The 12,138-nt window shown below is 64.4% G+C and carries 13 protein-coding genes; 5 read left to right on the forward strand and 8 right to left on the reverse strand.

Translation table 11 applies throughout. The features are described 5' to 3' along the window. Positions 1–8 precede the first annotated feature (8 nt). A complete protein-coding gene (uvrC, locus tag QA640_RS08705; RefSeq protein WP_283040293.1) occupies positions 9–2,069 on the reverse strand; it encodes an excinuclease ABC subunit UvrC in 2,061 nt (686 codons plus the stop codon). A gap of 254 nt (positions 2,070–2,323) precedes the next feature. Between uvrC and QA640_RS08710 the strand changes: the two genes are divergently transcribed. Further along, on the forward strand, positions 2,324–2,947 hold the full coding sequence (locus tag QA640_RS08710; protein WP_283040294.1) for an outer membrane protein: 624 nt from the start codon (positions 2,324–2,326) through the stop codon (positions 2,945–2,947). Positions 2,948–3,018: 71 nt separating this feature from the next. Here the strand turns inward: QA640_RS08710 and QA640_RS08715 are convergent, their stop codons facing one another. The 4 genes from QA640_RS08715 to QA640_RS08730 all read right to left on the reverse strand — a co-directional run bounded on the left by QA640_RS08715 (position 3,019) and on the right by QA640_RS08730 (position 5,709). After that, complete coding sequence (locus QA640_RS08715; RefSeq protein ID WP_027523068.1) at positions 3,019–3,234, reverse strand: cold-shock protein; 216 nt, start codon at positions 3,232–3,234, stop codon at positions 3,019–3,021. A gap of 250 nt (positions 3,235–3,484) precedes the next feature. Continuing rightward, entirely contained in the window at positions 3,485–4,345 is an 861-nt protein-coding gene (gene rlmJ, locus QA640_RS08720) for a 23S rRNA (adenine(2030)-N(6))-methyltransferase RlmJ (RefSeq protein WP_283040295.1), read from the reverse strand. 98 nt (positions 4,346–4,443) lie between these two features. After that, a complete protein-coding gene (locus tag QA640_RS08725) occupies positions 4,444–5,136 on the reverse strand; it encodes a ribonuclease T2 (RefSeq protein WP_283040296.1) in 693 nt (230 codons plus the stop codon). 105 nt (positions 5,137–5,241) lie between these two features. Then, positions 5,242–5,709, reverse strand: coding sequence for a hypothetical protein (locus QA640_RS08730; RefSeq protein ID WP_283040297.1), 468 nt, complete (start codon positions 5,707–5,709; stop codon positions 5,242–5,244). Between the two features lie 180 nt (positions 5,710–5,889). Here QA640_RS08730 and QA640_RS08735 point away from each other — a divergent pair, with 180 nt between their 5' ends. After that, positions 5,890–6,195, forward strand: a complete 306-nt coding sequence (locus QA640_RS08735) for a hypothetical protein (RefSeq protein ID WP_283040298.1) — start codon at positions 5,890–5,892, stop codon at positions 6,193–6,195. Positions 6,196–6,231: 36 nt separating this feature from the next. Next, positions 6,232–6,768, forward strand: a complete 537-nt coding sequence (locus QA640_RS08740; RefSeq protein WP_283040299.1) for a DUF3617 family protein — start codon at positions 6,232–6,234, stop codon at positions 6,766–6,768. A 22-nt stretch (positions 6,769–6,790) separates the two neighbouring features. On the opposite strand, the gene QA640_RS08745 is transcribed toward QA640_RS08740, so the two are convergent. The 3 genes from QA640_RS08745 to QA640_RS08755 are packed head-to-tail and all read right to left on the reverse strand — an operon-like array spanning position 6,791 to position 9,468. Further along, positions 6,791–8,179 carry an ATP-binding protein gene (locus QA640_RS08745; RefSeq protein ID WP_283040300.1) on the reverse strand — a complete coding sequence of 463 codons (1,389 nt, stop codon included), beginning with the start codon at positions 8,177–8,179 and terminating at the stop codon, positions 6,791–6,793. 21 nt (positions 8,180–8,200) lie between these two features. Then, positions 8,201–8,929, reverse strand: coding sequence for a response regulator transcription factor (locus QA640_RS08750; RefSeq protein WP_283040301.1), 729 nt, complete (start codon positions 8,927–8,929; stop codon positions 8,201–8,203). Further along, positions 8,926–9,468, reverse strand: a complete 543-nt coding sequence (locus QA640_RS08755; protein ID WP_283040302.1) for a MarR family transcriptional regulator — start codon at positions 9,466–9,468, stop codon at positions 8,926–8,928. The genes QA640_RS08750 and QA640_RS08755 overlap by 4 nt, the downstream gene beginning before the upstream one ends. Positions 9,469–9,812: 344 nt before the next feature. Here QA640_RS08755 and QA640_RS08760 point away from each other — a divergent pair, with 344 nt between their 5' ends. Together QA640_RS08760 and QA640_RS08765 are read left to right on the forward strand one after the other, a co-directional pair. Beyond that, the gene (locus QA640_RS08760) at positions 9,813–10,895 is read left to right on the forward strand and encodes a branched-chain amino acid aminotransferase (protein ID WP_283040303.1); all 1,083 of its coding nucleotides are present in this window, start codon (positions 9,813–9,815) and stop codon (positions 10,893–10,895) included. 125 nt (positions 10,896–11,020) lie between these two features. Beyond that, positions 11,021–12,007: a branched-chain amino acid aminotransferase gene (locus QA640_RS08765; RefSeq protein ID WP_283040304.1), complete on the forward strand. Its 987-nt coding sequence runs from the start codon at positions 11,021–11,023 to the stop codon at positions 12,005–12,007. The last annotated feature ends 131 nt before the right edge of the window (positions 12,008–12,138 follow it).

Consider the following 12,138-nt stretch of genomic DNA (forward strand, 5'->3'; position numbering starts at 1 on the left):
CCTTTAGTTCACCCCGGCTGGGGATGGAAATACTCGAATATCTTGCGGGCGCTTTCCGCGCTCACCCCCGGAACCTTGCCGAGATCGGTGATCGACGCCCGCTCGATCTCCTTCAAGGTTCCGAAATGATGCAGCAAGGCACGTTTGCGTGACGGGCCGATGCCCGGAATTTCCTGCAAACCGGCCTCACGGATGTCCTTCTTGCGCAGCTTGCGGTGCGAACCGATGACGAAGCGGTGGGCTTCGTCGCGCAACCTCTGAATGAAATAGAGTACGGGATCGCGCGGTTCGAGCTTGATCGCCTCGCGGCCGGGCATGAACAGCGTCTCGCGGCCGGCATCGCGGTCCGGCCCCTTGGCCACCGACATCAGCGACACCTGGGTGAGCCCGAGGCCCTCGAAAATCTCCCTGATAGCGTTGAGCTGGCCGCGGCCGCCGTCGATGATCACGAGGTCGGGCCATTGCGGAAAGTCGTCGTCCTTGGCTTTCGTTGTCTCTTCGGGCGGACTGAGCAACCGCTTGAAGCGGCGCTGCAAGACTTCCCGCATCATCGCATAGTCGTCGCCGGGCGTGAGCCCTTCCGACTTGATGTTGAACTTGCGGTACTGGTTCTTCACGAAGCCGTCGGGCCCCGCGACGATCATGGCGCCGACCGCGTTGGTGCCCTGGATATGGCTGTTGTCGTAGACCTCGATGCGCTTCGGGGGATGAGGCAGGGCAAGAGTCGTGGCCATCGCTTCGAGCAGCCGGCCCTGTGTCGCGGTGTCCGCGAGCTTCCGCCCCAGCGCCTCCCGCGCGTTGGTCAGCGCGTGGGTGACGAGCTCCTTCTTCTCGCCGCGCTTGGGCGTGGAGACCTCGATCTTGTGGCGGGCCTTGATCGACAGTGCGTTGGCGAGCAGCTCGCTCTCCTCGATCTCGTGCGAGAGCAGGATGACCTTCGGCGGCGGCTTGTCGTCGTAGAACTGGGCGAGGAACGAGCCCAGTACCTCTTCCGGCGTGAACGTCTTTTCCGCGCGCGGAAAATAGGCGCGGTTGCCCCAGTTCTGCCCGGTGCGGAAGAAGAACACCTCGACACAGGAGAAACCACCCTCCTGGTGGATCGCGAACACGTCGGCTTCTTCCACGGTGCGCGGATTGATGCCCTGCTGCGACTGGATCGCCGACAGCGCGGCGAGACGGTCGCGATAAAGCGCGGCGCGCTCGAATTCGAGCTCGCCCGAGGCTTTCTCCATCTCGCCCGCCAGCTCCTGCTTCACGGCGTGGCTCTTGCCGGAGAGGAAGTCGGTCGCTTCCCGCACCAGCGTCGCATAGCCCGGGAAGTCGATCTCGCGGGTGCATGGGCCGGCGCAGCGGCGGATCTGGTGCAGAAGGCAGGGCCGGGTGCGGCTTTCGAAAAACGAATCGGTGCAGGAGCGGATCAGGAACGCGCGTTGCAGCGCGGTGATGGTGCGGTTGACGGCGCCGGCGGAGGCGAACGGGCCGAAATAGCGTCCGGGCCGGGTCTGCGCGCCGCGGTGCTTGAGGATCTGCGGCGCCCAATGGTCGCCGGTGATCAGGATGTAGGGAAACGACTTGTCGTCGCGGAGCTGCACGTTGAAGCGTGGCCGGAGCTGCTTGATGAGGTTGGCCTCGAGCAGCAGCGCCTCGGTCTCGGTCGTGGTCGAGACGATCTCGACCGCGACGGTCGCCGCGATCATGCGCAAAATCCGCGCCGGCTGCGGCGCACCCACGCGCGCGTAGTTGGAGAGGCGCTTTTTGACGTTCTTGGCCTTGCCGACATACAGCACGTCGTTGTTCGCATTGAGCATGCGATAGACGCCCGCCGAGGTGGGCGCGAGCCGCACCGCGCGCTCGATCGCGTCATGTCCGGTCGCAAGCGGACCTTCGCCGACCGCGCCGGCCTCTTCCAGGATATCCGGCAGCCGCGCCTCGTCCTCGTCGTCGCTGCCATTCGTCGCAGGATCGACGTCGGGCGGCGTCAGCTCCTGCGGCGGGGCGTCCGGCGCTGCGCCGCGCCGCGCCTTCCGCGCGCGTGCGGTGTCCGGGGTGTCGGAGGTATCGTGATCCATGGTGCGAATTTAGGCGCTGGGAGTGCCGATTTGAAGTTTCGCCCGGGCCGGCTGCGCGGACTGCGCGCGGTGTTCCCGGTAACGCTTCCTTAAGACTGTTAAGCGGGCGGTAACCGCGCTTAATAACCCTTTAACTTAAAACTCTCGATAAATCCTACGCGAAAAGTTCTTGGTTCCGTAACCATGCGGTTTTGCCTTGCGCGGCGGCGCATGCAGATCGTGATGGCCTTGCGGCAGTTGCGTTGGAGTGAGTGATGAAGAGGCTCGTTATGGGCGCTGCGGCTCTGGTTGCCGCGGGCTGGAGCACTTCGGCAGGGGCCGCCGATCTCAATTACGGACAGCGTGCGCCCTACACCGTCAACCAGCCGCTCAATGCCTATAGCTGGGCCGGTCCCTATCTCGGCGGCAATCTGGGCTATGAATGGGGCTCGGTGAGCAACAATCCCGCCAAGCCGGCCGGCTTCGTCGGCGGCATCCAGGCCGGCTACAATTTCCAGAACGGCCCGTGGGTGTTCGGCATAGAGGGCGATATCCAGGCGGCCGGCGCCGACGATACGTTCGCACCATGGAAGTTCTCCAATCCCTGGTTCGGCACCGTGCGCGGTCGCGCCGGCTACGCCTTCAACAACATCCTGTTCTACGGCACCGCCGGTCTTGCCTTCGGCGAGCTGCGTGCGGAGACTTTTGGCTGGACGGAATCGCACACCACGGCGGGCTGGACCGCAGGTGTCGGCGCCGAGTTCGGCATCGCGCAGAACTGGAGCGCCAAGATCGAATATCTCTTCCTCGATCTGTCCTCGAGCCAGTTCGCGATCACCGGCGTGTCGAATGGTTATAGCGCCAGCGTGGTGCGCGCCGGCGTGAACTATCACTTCTGATAGCCAAGAAGAAAATACCGGACCTAAACCTCCCGGCCTCGCGGCCGGGACTTTTTTGCGTCAGGCTTCGCCTAAGAGAGGATCACCAGGTTGACCGCCTTGGGTCCCTTGCCCTTCTTGTCCGGCTCGACTTCGAAAGTGATACGCTGTCCTTCGGTGAGGTCCTTCAGTCCCGCCCGCTCCACCGCCGTGATGTGAACGAAGACGTCGCGACCGCCATCGTCCGGCTTGATGAAGCCGTAACCGCGCTCGCCGTTGAAAAATTTAACCGTGCCCGTCATGGCCATCGGGACTCCTCCCCCGCATTGCTCCTCCGCCGTGATGCACACCCGCACCTCGGCATGACCCGACATACGAGCCCCGGAGCTGGCCACCCTTGGGCGGACGTATCAGTCCGCCTGGATCCTTCTTAGGCCCTCACTCCGCCGCAACCATTCGCGGAAGCGGAACGTAAAGCCAGTCACGGGGCACAGCATAATACGGTTCTTTGCAGATTGACTACCATTCATGCATACTTTTCCCGATAGGCGTACTACTTTAGGGCTTCGGTGCCTCCAGGCGGAAACGGGCCGCGCCGCCCTGGCCGAGCGGCTTTTCGAGCTCCGGCAGAATGGTCTTGAGCTCGCCCTGCAGCGTAAACGGCGGATTGACGATCAAAAGCCCTGTCGTGACGAGTGGTGCGTCGGCACTTTGCGGTGCGACGCTGAATTCGAGCCGCAGGCATTTCCCCTGGGGTGTGGCTGCGGCTGTGGCCCGCGCCACCGCTTGCGCGAGCGCGTCGGTGGCGCGCCTGGATTTGGCGGGATACCAGATCACGTAGATGCCGGTCGGCCACTTGGCGAACGTTTCGGAGAAGACCTCTCCGAGCCGCTCGAACTCGTCCTTGGCCTCGAAGGGCGGGTCGATCAGCACCAGACCGCGTCGCTCCTTCGGCGGCACGAAAGCCGGCAGCGCAACCCAGCCGTCGAGATCGACGACGCGCGCCTGCGTGTCGCGGCGTAGCACATCGATCAGCGCCCTGCGCGCCTTCGGCTCGAGCTCGCAGGCGACGAGGCGGTCCTGCGGTCGCAACAGGCCGCGCGCGATCAGCGGCGATCCGGGATAGGTCTTCAATTCGCCGCGCGGATTGAAGGCGCGGACGATGTCGAGATAGGGCTTTGTGAGCGCGACGACCTCGTTGGACAGGCGTGCCTGCATGACGCGGGCGATGCCGGTCAGCCACTCGCCACCGCGCCGCGCTTCGTCGCTTTCGAGATCGTAGAGGCCGGCGCCGGCATGAGTGTCGATGACGCGGAACGCGGCCGGCTTCTCCTGGAGATAGGTCAGGATGCGCGCCAGCACGATGTGCTTGATGACATCGGCGAAGTTGCCGGCGTGAAAGGCGTGGCGGTAGTTCATGTCGGACAGTTACGACATCGGGCGATGAAAGTAACTGGCGTCGTTGCGGGATGGTGTCTCGCGCCGTCCCGGAATCACGAGGATGTAGACCTGCGACTTCAGCCGCCGCGGATCGGGGGCATCGTCACCTGGTCGCGGCGGCAGGCGCGGCGGTCGAGTTCCTCACAGGAGCGGAATTGCAGGTCCTTGTTCAGGCAGATGCGCACCTCCGACAGACGTGTCCGGTTGCAGGTCACCGAAACGGCCGAGCTGCTCAGCCCCGGATTGGCCTTGATGAAGGCCTCCTCGACCTCGGCGGGCGCCACGGTCTTGGCCTGCGACAGATCGAGATATTCGGCCGGAATCTTGATGACAGCGCGCGCTTTCCGGATGGTCTCGAAGTAATTGCGGTCCGACAGGCCCGAGCAGGTGCCGTGCTTGTCCCATTCGTTGAAGATCAGCCCCGGCGCCGGCATCAGGTCGAGCATGGAGGAGACGATGTTGCGGTTCAGCCGCGGCGCCGGCCGCTGACAGTATTCCGGAAAGCCGTTCTCATATTGCGGCCACAGCCCGTGCACCACGAAGGCGTAGGGCCGTCCGCCGCACTGGATCTGGGAGCGGCCGCCACGCTCGGCTGCCTCCTCACAGAACGAGGGCGACCAGGACAGCGACAGCACGTAGAAATCGAATTCGCCGGGCGCATTCTGCCGCCTGTCCTGCGCCATTGCATTGCCTGCGAGCGCAACGAGGCCGGCCATGAGCATGAGACAGATCAGCAAGCGGGACAGGGAATGCAATCTGAAATGAAACATGGCGACGCCCCTCAACTAGACTGTGCAAGAGAGCCTAGCAGGCGACGAGAACATTTCAAGAACAAAATGAAGCGCCGCCGGCTTTGGCGCGACAAATCGCACGAATCAGGGTTTTGCCGACCGGCAGGCCGGGTTGTAGGCCCAGTTGCGGTCGAGGCCGACCACGCACCATTCGACGCCCTGGCCGAAGCCGGCAAAGCCGCCGTCCTCGATGATCGAGAAATGCACCGGGCGCACCTTGCCGTCGTTGAGCATGGCTGAGCCCGTGCAGTAGCGGCGCGGAATGTTGTCGGACTGCCAGGGCCGGAAGGCGGTTTCGTGGATGCCGGCGAAGCCCGTGATCTTCAACGAGGAATTCCAGAACGAGCTTTCTTTCTCCCAGAACTGGGTGGCGATCGTCGGCAGTGCCTTGTCGCAATCGGCGACGCGGCCGTCATAGCGCGGCCCATCCAGCCAGAAGTTCAGCTCCAGCGGATTGGCGGCCTTGGCCTCGGTCAGCGACAGCGCCCCCAGAACGAGGCCGAATACCGCGGCAAAGCGGAGCGATTTCAGGGCGGTGGCGAGGTCGCGCATGGGCAATCCAGGAGACATGGCTGCAAGCATCAACCGTGCCGCGAAGGTGGGGAGAGGTCAAGTGCAGGGCGGCAACACTCGTCGGCGAGTTGCACGCAACGTCGCACCTGGCAGGCCTTCCGTTCTTTTCAGCACGTCCGCGGCAACGTAAACTGGCGCCAGCCAAATGGAGTGACGGGAATGCGAATCATTGCGGCCGCGAGCCTTCTTGCCAGCCTGGTTGTCTCGGGACTGTTGGCGGGCGTGCCGGCGCGCGCCGACATCCTTCCGGTGCCGCCCTTCAAGGGCAACGACACCGGCGGCATCATTGCCTATTCGATGGCGACGCAGGTCGATGCGCGGCAGACCGCGGTCGACCACTGCGCCCGTTACGGCAAGGTGGTGAAATTCCTCGCTGTGCAGCCCTATGACGGCGGCTACATCTCCTTCGCCTGCCGCTGGGTGCCGTATGGCGCGGCCGAGCAGCCGCTGCGCACGCTGTACTGATCCTCTAGACCGCAAGCGATGACCGGGAGTTGGCGCATGACGCAACGGCCTGTTGTTTTCTGCGCGAGCCTGCTCGCGCTCGCGATGTCGGCGACGACGGCTGCGCATGCGGTGGATCTGCCGGTGCGCAAGGCCGGCCTCTGGGAGATGAAGATGCTCCGGACCGGCGGGCCGATGCCGGAAATGACCATGCAGCACTGCACCGACGAGACCGTCGACAAGGAGATGAACAACAACGTCTCCCCGATGGCCAAGCAGATCTGCACCAAGCAGGACATCCAGAAGACCGCGACCGGCTATGTCAGCGATTCCGTCTGCAACGTCGCGGGCACCACTACGACCTCGCATGCCGAGATCACCGGTGACTTCAACACTGCCTATACGGTGAAGAGCACCGCGCACATCCAGGGTGGCGTTGCCGGAGCTGCGGGGCGCGACTCGGCCACGACGATCGAGGCCAAGTGGTTGGGGTCGTGCAAGGCGGACCAGAAGCCCGGCGACATCGTGATGCCCGGCGGCTTCAAGATGAACGTCAAGGACGCCGCGAAGCTGAAGGACCTGCTGCCGAAGTAGGCCCCATCCGGGCTACGAATGCTTACACCGGTATCCGCACCGTTGCGCGCAGGCCGCGCATCGGGCTGTCGCCGAGCGTGATGTCGCCGCCATGCGAGCGGGCGATGTCGCGGGCGATCGCAAGGCCGAGGCCGGTGCCGCCTTCGTCCTGGTTGCGGGCGTTGTCCAGCCGCAAAAACGGCTTGAACACTTCTTCGCGCAAATGCGCAGGGATGCCCGGTCCGTCGTCGTCGATGGTGACGGTCAGGTAGCGGTGATCGCGAGCACCGGCGATGGCGATCGTCTTGCCGTAGCGCGCCGCATTGGTGACGAGGTTGGCCAGGCAGCGCTTGAACGAGGCCGGCTTCACCGTCACCACGGGCAGGCCGTGGAACGCGACGGTCGCGGTATGACCGTGACGTTCGGCGTCACTGCGCAGCTCTTCCAGCGCCTGCGCCATGTCGGTCGGCTGCGACTGCTCGCCGGAATCGCCGCGCGCGAAGGCGAGGTAGTCCTCGAGCATCATCGACATCTCGTCGACGTCCTTGCGCATGCCCTCGAGCTCGGGATTGTCGCCGATCAGCGCCAGCTCCAGCTTGAAGCGGGTCAGGATGGTGCGCAGATCGTGGCTGACGCCGGCCAGCATCGCGGTGCGCTGCTCGATCGAGCGTTCGACCCGCGATTTCATTTCCAGAAACGCCATCGCTGCGCGGCGGACTTCGCGTGCGCCGCGCGGGCGGAAGTTGGGCGCATCGCGGCCCTTGCCAAAGCTTTCCGCGGCGTCCGCGAGCTTCAGGATCGGCTTGATCTGGTTGCGCAGGAACAAGACTGCGACGATCAGCAGGATCGAGGAGGTGCCGACCATCCAGAACAGGAAGATCTCCGAATTCGAGGCGTAAGCCGCGCTGCGCTGCGCGAACACGCGCATGATGGCGTCGTCGAGCTGGATGCGGATCTCGACCACGTTGGAGCGGCCGACGGTGTCGATCCAGAACGGGCGTCCGATCTGGCGGCCAAGCTGCACCGAGAGCGTCTGGTCGAGCAGCGAGAAGAACGGCTTTGGTCCTGGCTGCGGCATGTCGCCGGCGGGCAGGAAATCGACCACCAGGCCAAGGCGCTGCTGGGCGATGCGCCGGATCTGGTCGCGGTCCTTGTCCTGCGGATAGCCCTTATAGACGTCGATCAGCGCGGCGATGTCCTGCACCACCGCGGCCGACAATCTTCGCGTCACCGTGTTCCAGTGCCGCTCCATGAACACGAAGGCGACGACCGATTGCAGCACCACCATCGGCACGATCATGATCAGCAGCGCGCGGGCATAGAGGCCGGTCGGCATCCAGCTCTTGAACGCATTGCCCATCCAGCCATTGGCGGCGGACACGCGGTCGGCGGCGCTTCTGAGCAGCGTCAGGCCGGTGTCGATCGTACTCATCGCGTCCGCTTCATCCGGTCTCTATGGCGAGGCCACCAGCCGGTAGCCGATGCCGCGCACCGCCTGCAGGAACAGGGGATTGGCGGGATCGCGCTCGATCTTGCGGCGCAGGCGGTTGATCTGCACGTCGACGGCACGCTCGTTGACGCTGCCATTGCCGGTCAGCGCGGCGCGCGGCACCGTCTCGCCCTGGCTGTCTGCGAGAATACGCAGCATCTCGCGCTCGCGGTCGGTCAAGTGGATGACCTCCTCGCCCTGGCGCAATTCGCCGCGATCGAGATGGTAGACGTAGGGGCCGAACGCGATCTTCTCGATCGTGGTGACCTGCGGCGGAGCGGTGCGCTTGAGGATGTTGTTGATGCGCAGCGCAAGCTCGCGCGGCTCGAACGGCTTTGCCACATAGTCGTCGGCGCCGATCTGCAGGCCCTCGATACGGGCTTCCGCCTCGTGGCGCGCCGTCAGCATCACGATCGGCACCGAGGAAGATGTCCGGATGAAGCGGGCGAGGTCGAAGCCGGTCTCGCCGGGCATCATGACGTCGAGGATCAACAGATCGAAATGCAGGCCCATGAGCTTGGCGCGGGCATCGCTGGCGCTGGCTGCGGTCGAGACGCGATAGCCTTCGGCGGCGAGAAAGCGCGACAAGAGATCGCGGATGCGGCGATCGTCGTCGACGAGGAGGATATGCGGGGCGTCGTCGGCGGGCTCCACCGGCGGACGGGCGAGCGTGGCAGCGAGTGGCACGGTCACTCCTTTGTGGCTTGGTTGACGTTGGCGAAGATCGTCTCCAGCACCTTGTCGGGATCCTCGCGGTCGATCATGGCGCGCAGGAAGCGTTTCACGGTCTCGGCGTCCTCCGGGCCGATCTCGGCGAGCGCCCGGTTGATTCGCGTGGTCTGGAGCCCGGCGAGCTTTTGCACCAGCGCCTCGCCCTTCGGCGTCGCATAGAGCAGGCGCTGGCGGCGGTCGTTGTCGCCGGTCTTCTGCACGATATAGCCCTCATCGAGCAATTGCTTGAGCACGCGCCCGAGCGACTGCTTGGTGATGCGCAGGACGTCCAGGAGGTCGGCGACCTTGAGGCCGGGATAGCGGTAGACGAAATGCATGACGCGGTGATGGGCCCGGCCGAAGCCGAACGCCTCCAGCTCCTGGTCGGGATCACCTACGAAATCGCGATAGGCGAAGAACAGGAGCTCGATGATATCCCAGCGCAAATTGTCCCTTTCGGGAACGGCGGACTTGGCCGCGGCCGCGTCAGGTGAGGGATTCGCGAAATTTATGTCAGGCATATTGACGTATCTTAGGTTCAATGTTACAAAACGATCGGCCCGGACGAAATTTTAGATCGCTTCGGTCGGGATTGACATTGTCCAAGGCGGCCGGGGGAAGTGCCGGACAGGCAGCGCCGGCCGGACCAGATCTACCGTGCGATTGTCGAGCGGCATATCGGCAAAACATACTGGACTTCCGCCCTCCGCAAAAGCATGTCCTGTCGCGACATGCTGGCCACGGGAAACCGGCCGTAACAAGGCTGGTCACGGTCGGGGCCAGACTTGGTTAAGTTATCAAGCCCGAAAGAGGCAGGCCGGCGCGATTCCGCGCGCCGATTGCGACAGCGGGAGGCAAGGGAAAAATGAGTCTGAAATTCGAAATCCAGCCTGCCACCAATCCGACCCCCGAGAAGGAGCGCACGGCAAAGCTCGCAAATCCTGGCTTCGGCCGGGTCTTCACCGACCACATGGCCGTGGTCCGCTACAGCCAGGCCAAGGGCGGTTGGCACGACGCGCACGTCGAAGCCCGCGCCAATTTCCAGCTCGATCCGGCCGGCGCCGTGCTGCATTACGCGCAGGAGATCTTCGAGGGCCTGAAGGCCTATAAGCGCGAGGACGGCGGGGTCAATCTGTTCCGCCCCGACGCCAATGCGCGGCGCTTCAAGAATTCCGCCGAGCGCATGGCGATGGCACCGCTGCCCGAGGACGTCTTCATCGAGGCGGTCGAGCAGCTCGTACGGATCGACCGCGCCTGGATCCCGGGCGGCGAGGGCAGTCTTTACTTGCGGCCCTTCATGATCGCGAGCGAGGTCTTCCTCGGCGTGAAGCCGTCGGCGGAATACATCTTCGCCGTCATCGCATCGCCGGTCGGCTCTTATTTCAAGGGCGGCCCCGCGCCCGTTTCGATCTGGGTGTCGGAGAACTACACGCGTGCCGCGGTCGGCGGCACCGGCGCCGTCAAATGCGGCGGCAACTACGCCGCGAGCCTGCGCGCGCAGGCCGAGGCCATCGAGCATGGCTGCGACCAGGTCGTCTTCCTCGATGCGGTCGAGCGCCGGTATATCGAGGAGCTCGGCGGCATGAACATCTTCTTCGTGCTCGATGACGGCTCACTGATCACCCCGCCGCTCGGCACCATTTTGCCGGGCATCACCCGCGACTCCATCATCGCGCTGGCCAAGGACGCCGGCACGCCTGTGCGCGAGGAGCCCTACACGATCGAGCAATGGCGCAAGGATGCGGCCAGCGGCAAGCTGAAGGAAGCTTTTGCCTGCGGCACGGCGGCCGTCATCTCGCCGATCGGCAAGGTGTGCTCGGCGAGCGGCGACTTCCTCATCAGCGGCGGCGCCGCGGGCCCCGTCGCCATGGGGCTGCGCAAGCAGCTGGTCGACATCCAGTACGGCCGGACCAACGACCCGCACGACTGGATCAGAAAGGTCTTTTGACCGGCGGCGGACTCTTTCCGCCGTTCCTGTGACGTTTTCTTAGGTTGAGCACGGCCAGCACGCGCCTCGCGAGGACGCGCGCGTGGGCACGTGCGCGCAAAATTCAACAGCACCGGGAGAGAGACATGGGCGTTTCATTCGACAACATCGACGGCGTCATCTGGTATGACGCCAGGCTGGTGCCGTGGAAGGACGCCAACGTTCATTTGCTGACCCATGGCCTGCATTATGCGAGCTGCGTGTTCGAGGGCGAGCGCGCCTATGGCGGCAGGGTGTTCAGGAGCACGGCCCATTCCGAACGGCTGAAGGCGTCGGCCAACATCCTCGATTTCGAGATCCCGTTCTCGGTCGCGGAGATCGACGCGGCGAAGCAACTCGTGATCGACACGAACAATTTGCCGGATGCCTATCTGCGCCCGATCGCCTGGCGCGGCTCGGAGATGATGGGCGTCTCCGCCCCGAACAACACGATCCATCTCGCGATCGCCGCCTGGCAATGGCCGAGCTATTTCGATCCCGCCGAGAAGCTGAAGGGGATCCGTATCGACCTCGCCGAGTACCGAAGGCCCGATCCGCGCACGATCCCGGCGCTTGCCAAGGTAAGCGGCCTCTACATGATCTGCACCATCTCCAAACATAAGGCCGAGCGAAAAGGCTATGCGGATGCGATGATGCTGGATTGGGAGGGGCGCGTCGCCGAATGCACGGGCGCCAACATCTTCTTCGTCCGCGATGGCAAGCTCCACACCCCGATCGCCGACTGCTTCCTCGCCGGAGTCACCCGCGCCACCGCGATCGAACTCGCAAGGCGACGCGGCATCGAGGTGATCGAGCGACGGATCATGCCGGAGGAGCTCGACGGTTTTGCCGAATGCTTCATCACCGGCACCGCCGCCGAAGTGACCCCGGTCTCCGAGATCGCGGAGTGGACGTTTACTCCGGGCGCGATCTCGGAGCAGTTGATGCGGGACTACGCGGCCGAGGTGCAGCCCGGGGCAAGCGGGAAGCGGCGTAACGGGCGACGGGCACGTCGGTACGCACCCTCGCCCCGTTTTTTCCCGGGGAGAGGGCGGGGTGAGGGGTTCTCTCGGCCCTCATGTGTTTATCGATAGACCGGTACCCCCTCACCCGAAATTCGCTACCGCGAATTTTCGACCTCTCCCCGCAAGCGGGGCGAGGTAAAGAGAGGCATTTGCCGGCCGAGTGGCTGAAAGCTCGACGTTTGTGTTGTAAGTCAACGTGT

This window comes from Bradyrhizobium sp. CB82 (assembly GCF_029714405.1).
Lineage (GTDB): Bacteria > Pseudomonadota > Alphaproteobacteria > Rhizobiales > Xanthobacteraceae > Bradyrhizobium.